Source organism: Streptomyces sp. NPDC002669, assembly GCF_042889165.1.
GTDB lineage: Bacteria > Actinomycetota > Actinomycetes > Streptomycetales > Streptomycetaceae > Streptomyces.
The window spans coordinates 1-16,646 of record NZ_JBIAQQ010000008.1 but is presented as its reverse complement, the minus strand read 5'-3'; the positions used below and the strand labels follow the sequence as shown (position 1 = coordinate 16,646).

The 16,646-nt window shown below is 69.1% G+C and carries 25 protein-coding genes; 23 read left to right on the top strand and 2 right to left on the bottom strand.

Annotated features, from left to right (window positions below; all coding sequences use genetic code 11):
* Positions 1 to 51: 51 nt before the first annotated feature.
* Both ACFYW1_RS14470 and ACFYW1_RS14465 read right to left on the bottom strand, forming a co-directional pair.
* Positions 52 to 2,322, bottom strand: coding sequence for a poly(A) polymerase (locus tag ACFYW1_RS14470; RefSeq protein WP_388991449.1), 2,271 nt, complete (start codon positions 2,320 to 2,322; stop codon positions 52 to 54).
* A 20-nt stretch (positions 2,323 to 2,342) separates the two neighbouring features.
* On the bottom strand, positions 2,343 to 4,013 hold the full coding sequence (locus ACFYW1_RS14465; RefSeq protein ID WP_388991447.1) for an RNA ligase family protein: 1,671 nt from the start codon (positions 4,011 to 4,013) through the stop codon (positions 2,343 to 2,345).
* 593 nt (positions 4,014 to 4,606) lie between these two features.
* Between ACFYW1_RS14465 and rpsJ the strand changes: the two genes are divergently transcribed.
* The 23 genes from rpsJ to ACFYW1_RS14350 all read left to right on the top strand — a co-directional run bounded on the left by rpsJ (position 4,607) and on the right by ACFYW1_RS14350 (position 16,483).
* Positions 4,607 to 4,915 (top strand): 30S ribosomal protein S10, encoded by a 309-nt coding sequence (rpsJ, locus tag ACFYW1_RS14460; protein WP_003948644.1) that lies wholly within the window; start codon positions 4,607 to 4,609, stop codon positions 4,913 to 4,915.
* A gap of 13 nt (positions 4,916 to 4,928) precedes the next feature.
* A complete protein-coding gene (gene rplC / locus ACFYW1_RS14455; RefSeq protein WP_356933861.1) occupies positions 4,929 to 5,573 on the top strand; it encodes a 50S ribosomal protein L3 in 645 nt (214 codons plus the stop codon).
* Between the two features lie 4 nt (positions 5,574 to 5,577).
* Positions 5,578 to 6,228 carry a 50S ribosomal protein L4 gene (gene rplD / locus ACFYW1_RS14450; RefSeq protein ID WP_388991445.1) on the top strand — a complete coding sequence of 217 codons (651 nt, stop codon included), beginning with the start codon at positions 5,578 to 5,580 and terminating at the stop codon, positions 6,226 to 6,228.
* On the top strand, positions 6,228 to 6,551 hold the full coding sequence (rplW, locus tag ACFYW1_RS14445; protein WP_148838706.1) for a 50S ribosomal protein L23: 324 nt from the start codon (positions 6,228 to 6,230) through the stop codon (positions 6,549 to 6,551). Before rplD ends, rplW begins: the two co-directional genes overlap by 1 nt.
* Before the next feature lie 39 nt (positions 6,552 to 6,590).
* Positions 6,591 to 7,427, top strand: coding sequence for a 50S ribosomal protein L2 (gene rplB / locus ACFYW1_RS14440; protein ID WP_124716938.1), 837 nt, complete (start codon positions 6,591 to 6,593; stop codon positions 7,425 to 7,427).
* A gap of 12 nt (positions 7,428 to 7,439) precedes the next feature.
* Positions 7,440 to 7,721 (top strand): 30S ribosomal protein S19, encoded by a 282-nt coding sequence (rpsS, locus tag ACFYW1_RS14435; protein WP_093540761.1) that lies wholly within the window; start codon positions 7,440 to 7,442, stop codon positions 7,719 to 7,721.
* A 43-nt stretch (positions 7,722 to 7,764) separates the two neighbouring features.
* A complete protein-coding gene (rplV, locus tag ACFYW1_RS14430; protein WP_009997296.1) occupies positions 7,765 to 8,112 on the top strand; it encodes a 50S ribosomal protein L22 in 348 nt (115 codons plus the stop codon).
* Complete coding sequence (gene rpsC / locus ACFYW1_RS14425; protein ID WP_148838707.1) at positions 8,112 to 8,951, top strand: 30S ribosomal protein S3; 840 nt, start codon at positions 8,112 to 8,114, stop codon at positions 8,949 to 8,951. Before rplV ends, rpsC begins: the two co-directional genes overlap by 1 nt.
* Before the next feature lie 5 nt (positions 8,952 to 8,956).
* Complete coding sequence (gene rplP / locus ACFYW1_RS14420; RefSeq protein ID WP_072485538.1) at positions 8,957 to 9,376, top strand: 50S ribosomal protein L16; 420 nt, start codon at positions 8,957 to 8,959, stop codon at positions 9,374 to 9,376.
* Complete coding sequence (rpmC, locus tag ACFYW1_RS14415; protein ID WP_014047786.1) at positions 9,376 to 9,600, top strand: 50S ribosomal protein L29; 225 nt, start codon at positions 9,376 to 9,378, stop codon at positions 9,598 to 9,600. The genes rplP and rpmC overlap by 1 nt, the downstream gene beginning before the upstream one ends.
* Entirely contained in the window at positions 9,600 to 9,884 is a 285-nt protein-coding gene (rpsQ, locus tag ACFYW1_RS14410; protein WP_073786784.1) for a 30S ribosomal protein S17, read from the top strand. Before rpmC ends, rpsQ begins: the two co-directional genes overlap by 1 nt.
* A gap of 109 nt (positions 9,885 to 9,993) precedes the next feature.
* Positions 9,994 to 10,362, top strand: a complete 369-nt coding sequence (gene rplN, locus ACFYW1_RS14405) for a 50S ribosomal protein L14 (RefSeq protein ID WP_003966950.1) — start codon at positions 9,994 to 9,996, stop codon at positions 10,360 to 10,362.
* 2 nt (positions 10,363 to 10,364) lie between these two features.
* A complete protein-coding gene (rplX, locus tag ACFYW1_RS14400; protein WP_073786786.1) occupies positions 10,365 to 10,688 on the top strand; it encodes a 50S ribosomal protein L24 in 324 nt (107 codons plus the stop codon).
* On the top strand, positions 10,688 to 11,245 hold the full coding sequence (gene rplE, locus ACFYW1_RS14395) for a 50S ribosomal protein L5 (protein WP_037688009.1): 558 nt from the start codon (positions 10,688 to 10,690) through the stop codon (positions 11,243 to 11,245). Before rplX ends, rplE begins: the two co-directional genes overlap by 1 nt.
* A 2-nt stretch (positions 11,246 to 11,247) precedes the next feature.
* Positions 11,248 to 11,433 (top strand): type Z 30S ribosomal protein S14, encoded by a 186-nt coding sequence (locus ACFYW1_RS14390; protein ID WP_003948630.1) that lies wholly within the window; start codon positions 11,248 to 11,250, stop codon positions 11,431 to 11,433.
* A gap of 224 nt (positions 11,434 to 11,657) precedes the next feature.
* On the top strand, positions 11,658 to 12,056 hold the full coding sequence (gene rpsH, locus ACFYW1_RS14385; protein ID WP_148838708.1) for a 30S ribosomal protein S8: 399 nt from the start codon (positions 11,658 to 11,660) through the stop codon (positions 12,054 to 12,056).
* A 21-nt stretch (positions 12,057 to 12,077) separates the two neighbouring features.
* Positions 12,078 to 12,617 carry a 50S ribosomal protein L6 gene (rplF, locus tag ACFYW1_RS14380; protein ID WP_148838709.1) on the top strand — a complete coding sequence of 180 codons (540 nt, stop codon included), beginning with the start codon at positions 12,078 to 12,080 and terminating at the stop codon, positions 12,615 to 12,617.
* Positions 12,618 to 12,619: 2 nt separating this feature from the next.
* Positions 12,620 to 13,003 carry a 50S ribosomal protein L18 gene (rplR, locus tag ACFYW1_RS14375; protein ID WP_072485534.1) on the top strand — a complete coding sequence of 128 codons (384 nt, stop codon included), beginning with the start codon at positions 12,620 to 12,622 and terminating at the stop codon, positions 13,001 to 13,003.
* A 46-nt stretch (positions 13,004 to 13,049) separates the two neighbouring features.
* Entirely contained in the window at positions 13,050 to 13,655 is a 606-nt protein-coding gene (rpsE, locus tag ACFYW1_RS14370) for a 30S ribosomal protein S5 (protein ID WP_072485533.1), read from the top strand.
* Positions 13,655 to 13,837 (top strand): 50S ribosomal protein L30, encoded by a 183-nt coding sequence (rpmD, locus tag ACFYW1_RS14365; protein WP_005313525.1) that lies wholly within the window; start codon positions 13,655 to 13,657, stop codon positions 13,835 to 13,837. The genes rpsE and rpmD overlap by 1 nt, the downstream gene beginning before the upstream one ends.
* Before the next feature lies 1 nt (position 13,838).
* On the top strand, positions 13,839 to 14,294 hold the full coding sequence (gene rplO, locus ACFYW1_RS14360; RefSeq protein WP_018519290.1) for a 50S ribosomal protein L15: 456 nt from the start codon (positions 13,839 to 13,841) through the stop codon (positions 14,292 to 14,294).
* Between the two features lie 213 nt (positions 14,295 to 14,507).
* Entirely contained in the window at positions 14,508 to 15,827 is a 1,320-nt protein-coding gene (gene secY / locus ACFYW1_RS14355; protein ID WP_388991437.1) for a preprotein translocase subunit SecY, read from the top strand.
* Positions 15,827 to 16,483, top strand: a complete 657-nt coding sequence (locus ACFYW1_RS14350) for an adenylate kinase (RefSeq protein ID WP_388991435.1) — start codon at positions 15,827 to 15,829, stop codon at positions 16,481 to 16,483. The genes secY and ACFYW1_RS14350 overlap by 1 nt, the downstream gene beginning before the upstream one ends.
* Positions 16,484 to 16,646 lie beyond the last annotated feature (163 nt).

The following is a 16,646-nucleotide window of genomic DNA, read 5'->3' as shown; positions in this document are numbered from 1 at the left end:
GGGCCGGAGCCTGGGCTCGGGCCGGGCTCGGGGCGGGCGTGGTCCCGCGGTTCACCGCAGGTTCCGCATCTCGTCCCCGTCCACCCGGCGCAGTTCCGCCCCCTGGATGCCGCGCAGCAGCTCGCCGCCGATCTCCGCCAGCCGTGACGCGGCGGGCGGGGTGCGGCCGAGGCCGATGGCGTACTGGAGGTGGGAGGCGTCGGCGGCGTACGGCCGTGGCCAGGCGTGGGCGTCCGGGGAGCCCGCGTCGGCGAGGGCGGCGAGCAGGGCGAGGAGGCGGCCCCGGAAGCGGCCCTCGTCCTCGCCCCGTCGCACCGGGACGACCGCCCAGGCGGCGTGCCGTTCGCGCAGGGGCGGCGGGGCGCAGAGCCGGGCACGCGGCACGGGGTCGGAGTCGGCGGCGGAGTCCAGGATCTCCCAGGCGCGGAACAGTTCCTCGGCGACGAGGTCGCGGCCCGCCGCCGAGACCTGCGCGGTGCAGGAACGCACGGGGGCGGTCGGGGTCAGCACGGTGAGGGGGAATCCGTCGGCGTCGCCGGAGGGCGGTTCCCCGCCGACCGGGCGGTCCCAGTCCCACGCCGCCCAGCTCGCGAAGAAGTGCCGCAGCAGGGCGAGCGGCGGCAGGTCGCCCGCCTCGTGGGCGGTACGGGCCGCGAGCACCGACCAGGCGAGGCCGGGCAGCCCGCCGCACGGGGCGGAGTCCAGGCCGCGCGCCCGTGCCCACGCCTTCACGTCGCGGGCGAGCCGGACGAACGCCTCCCGGTGCGGGCCCGCCGCCGCGAGCACGGCGTCCGCGTCGCTCACCGCGCTGAGCGCGACGGCCGCCGCCGCACCCAGTCCGGTACGGCGGGCGACCGCCCCGGCCGGGGGCACATCGCCCGTCGCGACGGTCACCAGGTCCACCCGGAGCCCGTCCGCCTCGAAGCGCAGACCGGGCACGCGGGCCCCGGCCACCTCGCGCGTCCCGACGGCCTCCGGCAGCGCGGCGGCCAGGCGCGCCCGTACCCCCGGCAGGTCCCCGTCGCCCGGCAGCGCCGCGACCAGGTCCACATCGGCGCCGGGCAGCGCGCACCCCGTGCGGCGCGAACCGACCAGGTGGACGCACCCCTCGGGCAGGGCGGCGGCCACCCGGCGCACGATCTCCGCCGCCAGCACGCCCTCCGCGGCGACGGCAGCTTCCGTTTCCGCCGAATCATCGGCCTCGGGCGTTCCCGCGGAACGGACCAGCTCGACCCGGACCCCGAAGTGGTCCGAGACGTACAGCCCGTCCGGCGCCGCCGTGTCGCCCAGCAACACCGCCGCCACCGGGCGCAGCCGCTCCGAGCGGAGCAGCACCCGGTCCAGCCGGGACGCGCGCCCGGTCAGCGAGGAGACCGCGGCCAGCGGGTTGACCGAGGGGTCGAAGGTCGGCGTCCGGTCACCGGCGCCGTGCACCCGGCTCCAGGCGTCCGCCATCCCCAGCCGCTCCTGCGGGGTGTCCCCGCCGTCGTTGAAGTCGCCGAGCAGCGCCACGTCGCCCTCGACCGCCGCCAGCCCCGTTGCGAGATCGGTCAGTTCGGCGGCGCGCCGTCCGGCGCCGTTCGACGAGTGGTCGCTGCTGAGATGGGTGACCGCGACCGTGAAGGGTCCGTCGGACGTCTCCACGACGACGGCCGCGACCGCCTTGTGCGGGCCGAGCGCGTGCAGCCCCGCCTCCCGTACCGGACACCTGCTGAGCAGCAGCAGCCCGCAGTCGGCGACGTCCCGGCCCGCCGGATCGGCCCAGAACGTGTAGTCCCGGCGGACCCACGGCGCCGCCAGCAGCAGGGCGAGCAGGGCGGGTTCGGCCTCCTGGAGGGCGATGACGTCGGCGTCCGCGGCCTCCAGCGCGTCGAGCAGGAGCGGCCTGCGGCGGGCGGTGTCGATGCGGTCGCTGTCGTAGCGGTCCCAGAGGGTGTTCCAGGTCAGCAGGGTCGGGGGCCCGGAGCCCCGCGGGGGCGCGGGCGCGTCCTCGGGCACCGGCGTCCAGGCGGCCCGCGGGGCGGAGTACGCGTGCGGCGTGCGGGAGGTGAAGTACGGGGACGGCAGCCGGCGCGGGGCGCGCACCCGCCCGGCGTCCGTCGCGTCGATCCGGTCCACCCCCGTGGACCGGTCCCACACCACCTCGCCGTCCGCCTCGAAGAACAGCACCCGGTGCCAGGGGACGTCCCCGCCCGGTGTGAACCGGGGCAGCGGCACCCGCTTGGGCACCGTCCCGCGCTGCGCCACGCCCAGCACGAAGCGCGCCGGGTCGAACCGGGCGTCCCAGCGGACCCGGTGGTAGATCTCCTCGCTGGTGCGCATCTACGCCCCGCCCTCCGTCGTCACGCCCTGTCCTCCACGGTTCCGCTCGCCCCGATGTACCAGGTGCGGTGCGCCTGGCCGGGGTACGGGGGAACGAACCGGTGCAGCTGGGAGGCCAGCACCTCCGGGGGCACCGGGTGGTCGCGCCGGCCGTTGCGGCGCAGCAGCTCCGCCTCGTCGACCAGGGCCACGGCGTGCGTGAGCAGCGCGTCCCGGCGCCGGGCGACCGCGTGCACCAGGGAACGCTGGTGCGCGTTGAGCGAGGTGGCGTCCCAGACGACCGTGCCGCCCGCGGCGAGCGCCGCGTCCAGCCGGTCGAGCCCCTCGCGCAGCACCTCGCCGTTGGCCTTCTGGCTGGCGCGCGAACCCCGGGCCAGCCGCAGGTCGTCCAGCGAGACGTACGCGCCGACCCCGGGCAGTCCGCGCGCGAAGGTGCTCTTGCCGCTGCCGGACGGGCCGACCAGGTGGACCAGGCGGGGGAAGTCCCCCGACCGCCACCGCCAGGTCGCCGCGACCGCCTCCTCGGCAGTGGCGACCCGGCCCAGCGCGTACGCCTCGCGGGCCTGCGCCAGGCAGCGGTCGGCGGCGTCCGGCGCCAGGCCCGCGAAGGCGTCCCGCAGCCCCTCGGGCTCCCGCAGCTCCTCCGCGTGCAGCGCCGACCACTCCACCTGCTCGCGGGCCGCGTCGTCCTCCGCGACCGCGCCGGCCAGCGCGTGCAGCAGCGGCAGATCGGCGGCGAACGACATCCGGACCAGGCCCGTACGGCGCTCCTCGTCCGGGTACGGGCGGTGCAGCGAGGGGTGGAGCCCGACCAGGTCGGCGACGCGCCGGGCGAGCGGCATCCCCACCGTCCGGGCCAGCGCGGGCGCCAGCGCGGCGCGGGGGGAACGGCGCAGCAGCGCGGCCAGCACCCCGGCGAGCCGGTCGTCGCCCGTGCGGCCCGCCGCGTCGAGGGCCGTGACCATCGCGCGGGCGGCCCCCTCGTCCCCGGTCTCCGTGCCCGTCGTGGCGGCCAGCGCCGCCGGGTCGACCGGGGCCCCGGACCGTACGGCCCACAGGGCGGCGGCCGGGCCGAGCCCGTTCTCCACCACGGCGGCGTGCATCCAGTGCGTGTCGGTCCGCACGTGCCCGGGGCGCACCCACTTCGCGACCAGGCGGCCGAAGTCCGGGGCGTCGAAACCGTCGGCGGGGCGCACCACGTACCCCTCCTGTCGTCCGGTGTCCGGCCGCAGCGCCCGCAGGGTCTTCTCGGCGCGGGCGTCGAACACCCCGCGCCACAGCACGGGCGGCACCGGTATCCCCAGGTCGCGCAGGAACGCCACGGTCCGGTCCCAGTCCAGGCACCGTTCCCCGTCCCAGACGGAGAAGCCGTAGAAGTAGCTCTCCAGACCGTCGTACGGCAGGGAGTGACGGGCGAACATGTTCTCGCCGCAGATCCGCCGTCCGGCCGGGATGCGGGCCCCGATCCGGCCCTGGAGGGCCTTCACCCAGCCCCGTGAGGGGTGGTGGGTGGAGTCGAGGGAGCGGGCGTGGAGTCCGTCGGGGTAGAGCGTGGTGTTCTCGCCGTCCAGCTTCTCGGTGACGACGACCTCGCGGCCGGTCAGCCCGGAGAGGTCCGCGATCCGCACGTCGTCCGAGGTGGCCCCGGGGGACCAGGGCAGGTGCGCGGTGCGCGGATAGTGCGTACGCATGATGCAAGCCCCTGGTGCCGACGGTGTTGCCCGACCCGTCACTGTAGGGGCGGGGGAGGGCGGTGCTCGACCGGATTTCCGGGAGCGGCGGCGGCCGGGCGGACGGGAAACAGCGAACGGGCAAACGGGGGAGAGACGGCCCGCGACACCCGGTGCGGCCGGCGGAGGCGGAGCCTCCGCGCGCACCGCCGCGCGCCCGCGTTTGACCGGACGACCACGCGGGGTAAGATCCTCCGCCCGATTGGCCAGGCCCACGCCCCGTATGGCACACTGACCAGGTTGCTCGGTTGAGTGTCAATGCTGCGCGCCTCCCGCCGGGAGGACCGGAAGCGAGTCCCACAGTACTCGTCGACCCCCTGCGGGTCGGACGTACGGGAATCTTCCGGGAAGCGTCAGTGGGGCACCGGCCAGGCGCCCGGTGGGTGTTTCGCCCCCGGTCCTGCGGTCCTCGGGCCCGCACCCCCTTGGTTGGGAAATCCTTCGGGAGATCTGCGTAGAGGGGATGCGACACGCCCGACCGCGTGGGTCGGAGGTGGAGTCGTCAGAGCTCCCGGGTTCCAGAGCGTTAGCGAGAGACAGGACTACTAGTAGCCATGGCGGGACAGAAGATCCGCATCCGGCTCAAGGCCTACGACCACGAGGTCATCGACTCCTCGGCGAAGAAGATCGTCGAGACGGTGACCCGCACTGGTGCGTCGGTCGCGGGCCCGGTGCCGCTGCCCACTGAGAAGAACGTGTACTGCGTCATCAAGTCGCCGCACAAGTACAAGGACTCGCGCGAGCACTTCGAGATGCGCACGCACAAGCGCCTCATCGACATCCTCGACCCCACGCCGAAGACGGTTGACTCGCTGATGCGTCTCGACCTGCCGGCGGGCGTCGACATCGAGATCAAGCTCTGAGGTGACGCGCGAGATGGCTAAGAACATTAAGGGCGTCCTGGGCGAGAAGCTCGGCATGACCCAGGTCTGGGACGAGAACAACCGGGTCGTCCCGGTGACCGTCGTCAAGGCCGGGCCCTGTGTCGTCACCCAGGTCCGCACCAACGACACCGACGGCTACGAGGCAGTCCAGATCGCCTTCGGCGAGATCGACCCCCGCAAGGTGAACAAGCCCCTCAAGGGTCACTTCGCCAAGGCCGATGTGACCCCGCGCCGTCACCTGGTGGAGCTCCGCACCGCCGACGCCAGCGAGTACACGCTCGGCCAGGAAGTCACCGCCGAGGTGTTCGAGTCCGGCGTCAAGGTCGACGTCACGGGCAAGAGCAAGGGCAAGGGCTTCGCCGGTGTCATGAAGCGTCACAACTTCAAGGGCGGCAAGGCGTCCCACGGTGCCCACCGTGTGCACCGCATGCCTGGCTCCATCGGCGGCTGTGCCACCCCCGGCCGTGTCTTCAAGGGCATGCGCATGGCGGGTCGCATGGGCAACGAGCGTGTCACCACCCAGAACCTGACCATCCACGCGGTTGACGCGGAGAAGGGTCTGCTCCTCATCAAGGGCGCAGTCCCCGGTCCGAACGGCGGCCTCGTCCTGGTCCGTACCGCGGCCAAGGGGGCTTGAGGTAATGAGCACCATTGACATCCTTTCGCCGGCGGGCGACAAGGCCGGTACCGTCGAGCTCCCCGCGGAGATCTTCGACGCCAAGACCAGCGTTCCGCTGATCCACCAGGTCGTCGTCGCTCAGCTGGCAGCTGCCCGTCAGGGCACGCACAAGACCAAGACCCGCGGCGAGGTCCGTGGCGGTGGCCGCAAGCCGTACCGCCAGAAGGGCACCGGCCGCGCGCGCCAGGGCTCGACCCGCGCGCCGCAGTTCGCCGGCGGTGGCGTCGTCCACGGCCCGCAGCCGCGTGACTACTCGCAGCGGACCCCGAAGAAGATGAAGGCCGCCGCCCTGCGCGGTGCCCTCTCGGACCGGGCCCGTCACTCCCGCATCCACGTCGTCACCGGCGTGGTCGAGGGTGCCGTCTCCACCAAGGCCGCCAAGACGCTGTTCGGCAAGATCTCGGAGCGCAAGAACCTGCTCCTGGTCGTCGACCGCGCCGACGAGGCCGCGTGGCTGTCCGCCCGCAACCTGCCCCAGGTGCACATCCTGGAGCCGGGCCAGCTGAACACGTACGACGTGATCGTCTCTGACGACGTGGTCTTCACCCAGACCGCCTTCGAGTCCTTCGTGTCTGGCCCCCAGACCGCTGAGACCGAAGGGAGCGACGCCTGATGAGCGAGGCGACCGTTACCAGCAAGACCTTCACGGACCCGCGCGACGTTCTCGTCAAGCCGGTTGTTTCCGAGAAGAGCTACGCGCTGCTCGACGAGAACAAGTACACGTTCATCGTCGCGCCCGGCTCCAACAAGACCCAGATCAAGCAGGCCGTGGAAGCGGTCTTCTCGGTCAAGGTCACCGGGGTCAACACGATCAACCGGCAGGGCAAGCGCAAGCGCACCCGCACCGGTTTCGGCAAGCGCGCCGACACGAAGCGCGCCATCGTGACCCTCGCCGAGGGCGACCGTATCGACATCTTCGGCGGCCCGACCTCCTGACGGAGGTCGAGTCGTCCGGAATCGGACGAGGACTGAGAAATGGGTATCCGCAAGTACAAGCCGACGACCCCGGGCCGTCGTGGCTCCAGCGTCGCCGACTTTGTCGAGATCACGCGGTCCACGCCGGAGAAGTCGCTGGTCCGCCCCCTGCACAGCAAGGGCGGCCGTAACAACGCCGGTCGTGTGACCGTTCGCCACCAGGGCGGTGGCCACAAGCGCGCCTACCGAGTGATCGACTTCCGTCGTCACGACAAGGACGGCGTGCCGGCCAAGGTCGCGCACATCGAGTACGACCCCAACCGCACCGCGCGCATCGCGCTCCTGCACTACGCGGACGGCGAGAAGCGCTACATCATCGCCCCCCGTGGCCTGACGCAGGGCGACCGTGTCGAGAACGGCCCGGCCGCCGACATCAAGCCCGGCAACAACCTGGCGCTGCGCAACATCCCGGTCGGTACGACCATCCACGCCATCGAGCTGCGGCCCGGCGGCGGCGCGAAGTTCGCCCGTTCCGCGGGTGCCTCCGTGCAGCTGCTGGCGAAGGAGGGCACCATGGCCCACCTCCGCATGCCGTCCGGTGAGATCCGCCTGGTCGACGCCCGCTGCCGTGCCACGATCGGCGAGGTCGGCAACGCCGAGCAGTCGAACATCAACTGGGGCAAGGCCGGCCGCATGCGCTGGAAGGGCGTCCGCCCGACCGTCCGCGGTGTCGCGATGAACCCGGTTGACCACCCGCACGGTGGTGGTGAGGGCAAGACCTCCGGTGGTCGCCACCCGGTCTCGCCGTGGGGTCAGAAGGAGGGTCGTACTCGTTCGCCGAAGAAGGCATCGAACAAGTACATCGTCCGCCGCCGCAAGACGAACAAGAAGCGCTAGGAGCGGGTTTAGATGCCGCGCAGTCTCAAGAAGGGGCCCTTCGTCGACGGCCACCTCATCAAGAAGGTGGAAGTTCAGAACGAGGCAGGCACCAAGAACGTCATCAAGACCTGGTCCCGTCGCTCGATGATCGTCCCGGCCATGCTGGGTCACACCATCGCGGTGCACAACGGCAAGATCCACGTCCCGGTGTTCGTCACCGAGTCGATGGTCGGCCACAAGCTCGGCGAGTTCTCGCCGACTCGCACCTTCCGCGGCCACGTCAAGGACGACCGGAAGTCGAAGCGCCGCTAATCGCGGGGTGGAACGACTCATGACTTACACCGAAGGGACAACCATGGAAGCCAGGGCCCAGGCGCGGTACATCCGCGTCACGCCCATGAAGGCCCGCCGCGTGGTGGACCTCATCCGTGGCATGGATGCCACGGAGGCTCAGGCGGTCCTGCGTTTCGCCCCGCAGGCCGCGAGCGTGCCGGTTGGCAAGGTGCTGGACAGCGCCATTGCCAACGCTGCACACAACTACGACCACACCGACGCCTCCACGCTGGTCATCAGCGAGGCGTACGTGGACGAGGGCCCGACCCTGAAGCGGTTCCGTCCGCGTGCCCAGGGCCGTGCCTACCGGATCCGTAAGCGGACCAGCCACATCACCGTGGTCGTCAGCAGCAAGGAAGGAACCCGGTAATGGGCCAGAAGGTAAACCCGCACGGGTTCCGGCTCGGCATTACCACGGACTTCAAGTCCCGTTGGTACGCCGACAAGCTGTACAAGGACTACGTCAAGGAAGACGTCGCCATTCGTCGCATGATGACGAAGGGCATGGAGCGGGCCGGCATCTCCAAGGTGGAGATCGAGCGCACCCGCGACCGCGTCCGCGTTGACATCCACACCGCTCGTCCGGGCATCGTCATCGGCCGCCGCGGCGCCGAGGCCGACCGCATCCGCGGCGAGCTGGAGAAGCTGACCGGCAAGCAGGTCCAGCTGAACATCCTCGAGGTCAAGAACCCCGAGGTGGACGCCCAGCTGGTGGCCCAGGCCGTCGCCGAGCAGCTCTCCTCCCGCGTCTCCTTCCGTCGGGCCATGCGCAAGAGCATGCAGTCCTCGATGAAGGCCGGCGCCAAGGGCATCAAGATCCAGTGCGGTGGCCGCCTCGGCGGCGCCGAGATGTCCCGCTCGGAGTTCTACCGCGAGGGCCGTGTGCCCCTGCACACCCTCCGCGCGAACGTCGACTACGGCTTCTTCGAGGCCAAGACGACCTTCGGCCGCATCGGCGTGAAGGTCTGGATCTACAAGGGCGACGTCAAGAACATCGCCGAGGTCCGCGCCGAGAACGCCGCTGCCCGCGCCGGCAACCGCCCGGCCCGTGGCGGCGCCGACCGTCCGGCCGGTCGTGGCCGCGGTGGCGAGCGTGGCGGCCGCGGCCGCAAGCCGCAGCAGCAGTCGGCCCCGGCTGCCGAGGCCCCCAAGGCCGAGGCTCCCGCCGCTGCCGCTCCGGCCGCCGAGAGCACCGGAACGGAGGCCTGACCGAAATGCTGATCCCCCGTAGGGTCAAGCACCGCAAGCAGCACCACCCGAAGCGCAGCGGTATGTCCAAGGGTGGCACGCAGGTTGCGTTCGGCGAGTACGGCATCCAGGCGCTGACCCCGGCGTACGTGACGAACCGCCAGATCGAGGCAGCTCGTATCGCGATGACCCGCCACATCAAGCGTGGCGGCAAGGTCTGGATCAACATCTACCCGGACCGCCCCCTCACGAAGAAGCCCGCCGAGACCCGCATGGGTTCCGGTAAGGGTTCTCCCGAGTGGTGGATCGCGAACGTCAAGCCCGGTCGGGTGATGTTCGAGCTGTCCTACCCGAACGAGAAGATTGCTCGTGAGGCGCTCACCCGCGCTGCTCACAAGCTTCCGATGAAGTGCCGCATCGTTCGGCGCGAGGCAGGTGAGGCGTGATGTCGGCCGGAACCAAGGCGTCCGAGCTGCGCGAGCTGGGCAACGAGGAGCTGCTCAACAAGCTCCGCGAGGCCAAGGAAGAGCTGTTCAACCTCCGCTTCCAGGCGGCGACCGGGCAGCTCGAGAACCACGGTCGGCTCAAGTCCGTCCGTAAGGACATCGCCCGGATCTACACCCTGATGCGCGAGCGCGAGCTGGGCATCGAGACGGTGGAGAGCGTCTGATGAGCGAGAAGACTGTGACTGAGACGAACACCGACCGCGGTTTCCGCAAGACCCGTGAGGGTCTGGTCGTCAGCGACAAGATGGACAAGACCGTCGTCGTCGCTGTCGAGGACCGTGTCAAGCACGCGCTGTACGGCAAGGTCATCCGCCGTACGAACAAGCTCAAGGCGCACGACGAGCAGAACGCCGCCGGCGTCGGCGACCGCGTCCTCCTGATGGAGACCCGGCCGCTGTCCGCCACGAAGCGGTGGCGCATCGTCGAGATCCTCGAGAAGGCCAAGTAATTCCTGAGGGGCATTCCCCTCAGGCAAGTTCCGCCAGGCTCGGCGGGGAGCCGCGCAGGTCACCCTGTGCGGCCCCCGCCGGGAACCGGCAGACGATCAGGAGATAGACGTGATCCAGCAGGAGTCGCGACTTCGCGTCGCCGACAACACGGGTGCGAAGGAAATCCTCACCATCCGTGTTCTCGGTGGTTCGGGTCGCCGCTACGCGGGCATCGGTGACGTCATCGTCGCCACCGTCAAGGACGCGATCCCCGGTGGCAACGTGAAGAAGGGTGACGTCGTCAAGGCCGTCATCGTTCGCACCGTCAAGGAGCGTCGTCGTCAGGATGGCTCGTACATCCGCTTCGACGAGAACGCCGCCGTCATTCTGAAGAACGACGGCGACCCCCGCGGCACCCGCATCTTCGGCCCCGTGGGCCGGGAACTGCGCGAGAAGAAGTTCATGAAGATCATCTCGCTCGCGCCGGAGGTGCTGTAAGCATGAAGATCAAGAAGGGCGACCTGGTCCAGGTCATCACCGGTAAGGACAAGGGCAAGCAGGGCAAGGTCATCGTGGCCTACCCGGCTCAGGACCGTGTCCTCGTCGAGGGTGTCAACCGGGTCAAGAAGCACACCAAGGCCGGTCAGACGGCTCGCGGTTCGCAGACCGGCGGCATCGTCACCACCGAGGCCCCGATTCACGTCAGCAACGTACAGCTGGTTGTGGAGAAGGACGGCAAGAAGGTCGTCACCCGCGTCGGCTACCGCTTCGACGACGAGGGCAACAAGATCCGCGTTGCCAAGCGGACCGGTGAGGACATCTGATGACTGCCACCACTGCGCCGCGTCTCAAGACGCGCTACCGCGAGGAAATCGCCGGCAAGCTGCGTGAGGAGTTCTCCTACGAGAACGTCATGCAGATCCCCGGCCTGGTCAAGATCGTGGTCAACATGGGTGTGGGCGACGCCGCCCGCGACTCCAAGCTGATCGACGGCGCCGTGCGCGACCTCACCACGATCACCGGCCAGAAGCCGGCCGTCACCAAGGCCCGCAAGTCCATCGCGCAGTTCAAGCTGCGCGAGGGCCAGCCGATCGGCTGCCACGTCACCCTCCGCGGTGACCGGATGTGGGAGTTCCTGGACCGTACGCTGTCGCTCGCGCTGCCGCGTATCCGTGACTTCCGCGGTCTGTCGCCGAAGCAGTTCGACGGCCGTGGCAACTACACCTTCGGTCTCACGGAGCAGGTCATGTTCCACGAGATCGACCAGGACAAGATCGACCGGGTCCGGGGCATGGACATCACCGTGGTCACCACGGCGACCAACGACGACGAGGGTCGTGCCCTCCTTCGTCACCTCGGCTTCCCGTTCAAGGAGAACTGACCGTGGCGAAGAAGGCTCTGATCGCTAAGGCCGCCCGTAAGCCGAAGTTCGGCGTCCGCGGGTACACCCGCTGCCAGCGCTGCGGCCGGCCCCACTCCGTCTACCGCAAGTTCGGCCTGTGCCGCGTGTGCCTCCGTGAGATGGCTCACCGTGGCGAGCTGCCGGGCGTGACCAAGAGCTCCTGGTAACTCTCCCTCGCCCCCTGGGCGTTGGAAGTACCCGGAAGCTCTCGGTAAGCATCTGGTCGGCAGGAGCCCCGCCTTTCATGCCGTAGGCTTGAAGGGTTGGGCGCCTGCCGCCCAAGACCGACTTACTACGCCGTAGGTCCCCGCACCGCACCCGTCCCGCCACTGAGTGGGGAGAGGGATGGCGCATACAGGAAACCCCGGCGAGAGAGGCCGAAGGCCAATTCATGACCATGACTGATCCCATCGCAGACATGCTCACGCGTCTGCGCAACGCGAACTCGGCGTACCACGACTCCGTCGTGATGCCGCACAGCAAGATCAAGTCGCACATCGCGGAAATCCTCAAGCAGGAGGGTTTCATCACCGGCTGGAAGGTCGAGGACGCCGAGGTCGGCAAGAACCTCGTCCTCGAGCTGAAGTTCGGCCCGAACCGCGAGCGCTCGATCGCCGGCATCAAGCGCATCTCGAAGCCGGGTCTGCGTGTTTACGCAAAGTCCACCAACCTGCCGAAGGTCCTCGGCGGCCTGGGCGTGGCGATCATCTCCACGTCCCACGGTCTCCTGACCGGCCAGCAGGCCAGCAAGAAGGGCGTAGGTGGGGAAGTCCTCGCCTACGTCTGGTAGTCGGGAACGGAGGAATAGCTCATGTCGCGAATCGGCAAGCTCCCCATCCAGGTTCCCGCCGGTGTGGACGTCACCATCGATGGCCGCACGGTCGCGGTGAAGGGTCCCAAGGGCACCCTCACGCACACCGTCGCGTCGCCGATCGAGGTCACCAAGGGTGAGGACGGCGTTCTCAACGTCACCCGCCCGAACGACGAGCGTCAGAACAAGGCCCTCCACGGCCTGTCCCGCACGCTGGTGGCGAACATGATCACCGGTGTGACCAAGGGATACACCAAGGCGCTCGAGATCAGCGGTGTCGGTTACCGCGTCCAGGCGAAGGGCTCCAACCTGGAGTTCGCCCTGGGCTACAGCCACCCGATCGTCGTCGAGGCGCCGGAAGGCATCACCTTCAAGGTCGAGTCCCCGACCAAGCTGTCCGTCGAGGGAATCGACAAGCAGAAGGTCGGCGAAGTCGCGGCCAACATCCGCAAGCTGCGGAAGCCCGACCCGTACAAGGCGAAGGGCGTCAAGTACGCCGGCGAGGTCATCCGCCGCAAGGTCGGAAAGGCTGGTAAGTAGCCATGGCATACGGCGTGAAGATCGCCAAGGGCGACGCCTACAAGCGTGCCGCCCTCAAGCGTCGCCACATCCGTGTCCGCAAGCACATCTCCGGTTCGCCGGAGCGCCCGCGCTTGGTCGTGACGCGGTCCAACCGCCACATGGTCGCTCAGGTCATCGACGACATCGCGGGCCACACGCTCGCGTCGGCGTCGACCCTGGACGCCTCCATCCGTGGTGGCGAGGGCGACAAGAGCACCCAGGCCAAGCAGGTCGGCGCCCTGGTCGCTGAGCGCGCCAAGGCCGCAGGCGTCGAGGCCGTCGTGTTTGACCGCGGTGGTAACCAGTACGCCGGGCGGATTGCCGCTCTGGCTGACGCCGCCCGTGAAGCCGGTCTGAAGTTCTGAGCCCGGTTCCTACGCACAGCGGACGTAACAGAGAGAGGTAAATCCAATGGCTGGACCCCAGCGCCGCGGAAGCGGTGCCGGTGGCGGCGAGCGGCGGGACCGGAAGGGCCGTGACGGCGGCGCAGCTGCCGCCGAGAAGACCGCGTACGTCGAGCGCGTCGTCGCGATCAACCGCGTCGCCAAGGTTGTGAAGGGTGGTCGTCGCTTCAGCTTCACCGCGCTGGTCGTGGTGGGCGACGGTGACGGCACCGTCGGTGTCGGCTACGGCAAGGCCAAGGAAGTTCCCGCGGCCATCGCCAAGGGCGTGGAAGAGGCCAAGAAGAACTTCTTCAAGGTCCCGCGCATCCAGGGCACCATCCCCCACCCGATCCAGGGCGAGAAGGCTGCGGGCGTCGTCCTGCTGAAGCCTGCTTCCCCCGGTACCGGTGTTATCGCCGGTGGCCCGGTGCGCGCCGTCCTGGAGTGCGCCGGCGTCCACGACATCCTGTCGAAGTCGCTCGGCTCCGACAACGCGATCAACATCGTGCACGCGACCGTGGAGGCCCTCAAGGGCCTGCAGCGTCCCGAGGAGATCGCGGCCCGCCGCGGTCTGCCGCTCGAGGACGTCGCCCCCGCGGCTCTGCTTCGTGCGCGTGCGGGAGCGGGTGCGTAATGGCTCGCCTCAAGATCACGCAGACGAAGTCGTACATCGGCAGCAAGCAGAACCACCGCGACACCCTTCGTTCGCTCGGGCTGAAGCGCCTGAACGACGTGGTCGTCAAGGAGGACCGCCCCGAGTTCCGCGGCATGGTGCACACCGTCCGCCACCTCGTGACGGTTGAGGAGGTCGACTGACATGGCGGAGAACAAGCCGCTGAAGGCCCATGACCTCCGGCCCGCCCCGGGCGCCAAGACCGCCAAGACCCGTGTGGGTCGTGGTGAGGCGTCCAAGGGTAAGACCGCCGGTCGTGGCACCAAGGGCACCAAGGCCCGTTACCAGGTTCCGGAGCGCTTCGAGGGTGGGCAGATGCCCCTCCACATGCGCCTCCCGAAGCTCAAGGGCTTCAAGAACCCGTTCCGCACCGAGTACCAGGTCGTGAACCTGGACAAGCTCGCGACCCTCTACCCCGAGGGTGGCGAGGTCACCGTGGCCGACCTGGTCGCCAAGGGTGCCGTGCGCAACAACCACCTCGTCAAGGTCCTCGGACAGGGCGAGATCTCCGTGGCGCTGCAGGTTTCGGTTGACGCCGTCTCCGGCTCCGCCAAGGAGAAGATCACCGCCGCCGGCGGTACCGTCACCGAGCTCGTCTGAGACAACTCGATGGCCTGAACATCCGACCGGGGATGCCTCTCATATGGGGCATCCCCGGTTGGTCGTTCCTAGGGGGGCATGGTCGCCGGTAAGGTGGCGTGCGTTGTTGTGTGGTACCCCCTGGGCACTGCCCGGGACCTTTGACCGTTTACCTATTCGTCGAACCTCAAGACCGTCACCTCTTCGCATTGCGCGGGGGTCGCAGGAGGCACCGTGCTCACCGCGTTCGCCCGGGCGTTCAAGACGCCCGACCTGCGCAAGAAGCTGCTCTTCACGCTCGGCATCATCGTGATCTACCGACTCGGGGCCCACATCCCGGTACCGGGAGTGAGCTACGAGAACGTCCAGATCTGTGTGGATCAGGCCAGTAAGGGCAACAACAGCCTCTTCGGCCTGGTGAACATGTTCAGCGGTGGTGCGCTGCTGCAGATCACGATCTTCGCGCTCGGCATCATGCCGTACATCACGGCCAGCATCATCCTTCAGCTGCTCACCGTGGTGATTCCCCGACTCGAGGCACTCAAGAAGGAGGGGCAGTCCGGCCAGGCCAAGATCACGCAGTACACGCGTTACCTGACCGTCGCGCTCGCCATCCTCCAGGGCACCGGCCTGGTCTCCGTCGCCACCAGCGGCGCGCTCTTCAGCGGCTGCCCGGTCGCCAACCAGATCGTCCCCAACCAGTCGATCTTCACCACCATCGTGATGGTCATCACGATGACCGCGGGCACCGCGGCCGTCATGTGGCTCGGTGAGCTCGTCACCGACCGCGGCATCGGCAACGGCATGTCGATCCTGATGTTCATCTCGATCGCCGCCAGCTTCCCCGGCGCCCTGTGGGCCATCAAGACCAGCGGCAAGCTGGCCGACGGCTGGATCGAGTTCGGCACCGTCATCCTGATCGGCTTCGTGATGGTGGGCCTCGTCGTCTTCGTCGAGCAGGCCCAGCGCCGCATCCCGGTGCAGTACGCGAAGCGCATGATCGGCCGTCGTTCCTACGGCGGTACCTCGACGTACATCCCGCTGAAGGTGAACCAGGCGGGTGTGATTCCCGTCATCTTCGCTTCTTCGCTGCTCTACATCCCCGCCCTGATCGTCCAGTTCTCCAACTCCACCGCGGGCTGGGCGACATGGATCCAGGACCACTTCGTCAAGGGCGACCACCCGTACTACATCACGGCCTACTTCCTCCTGATCGTCTTCTTCGCCTTCTTCTATGTGGCGATTTCGTTCAACCCCGAGGAAGTCGCCGACAACATGAAGAAGTATGGTGGCTTCATCCCGGGTATCCGGGCAGGTCGACCTACTGCCGAGTACCTGAGCTACGTGCTCAACAGGATCACTTGGCCGGGCTCGCTGTACCTGGGTCTGATCGCTCTTGTGCCGACGATGGCGTTGGCAGGTTTCAACGGTGCCAACCAGAACTTCCCGTTCGGCGGGACGAGCATCCTGATCATCGTGGGTGTGGGGCTGGAGACCGTGAAGCAGATCGAGAGTCAGCTCCAGCAGCGCAATTACGAAGGGTTCCTCCGCTGATGCGAATCGTCCTCGTCGGGCCGCCCGGTGCCGGCAAGGGAACGCAGGCTGCGTACCTTGCCAAGAACCTGTCGATTCCGCAGATCTCCACGGGCGATCTCTTCCGTGCCAACATCAGCCAGGGCACCGACCTTGGCAAGCAGGCCCGCGCCTACATGGACGCCGGTCAGTTGGTGCCGGACGAGGTCACCATCGGGATGGCCAAGGACCGCATGTCCCAGCCGGACGCCGAGGGCGGTTTCCTGCTGGACGGCTTCCCGCGCAACGTGGGCCAGGCCGAGGCACTCGACGCCATGCTCAAGGACGAGGGCACCAAGCTCGACGCGGTCCTGGACCTGGAGGTCCCCGAGGACGAGGTGGTCAAGCGCATCGCCGGCCGCCGGATCTGCCGGAACGACGGCTCGCACGTCTTCCACGTGGAGTACAACGCGCCGAAGACCGAGGGCGTCTGCGACGTCTGCGGCGGCGAGCTGTACCAGCGGGACGACGACACCGAGGAGACGGTCCGCACCCGGCTGGAGGTCTACCACACCCAGACCGAGCCGATCATCGACTACTACCGGTCCCAGGGCCTGGTGGTCACCATCTCCGCGCTCGGCAAGGTCACCGACGTGACCGAGCGGGCGATGGAGGCACTCAAGTCCGACCGGGGCTGAGCGCAACACCCGCAGTACTCGTGCAGTCGGGGGGGGGGGGGGGGGGGGGGGGGGGGGGGGGGGGGGGGGGGGGTGGGTGTGGGGGGGGGGGGGCCCGGGCGGCCGCCGCGGGGGGGGGGGTGGGGGTGGCGCTGGTGACGTGGGCGCGGACGGACGCGCCGAC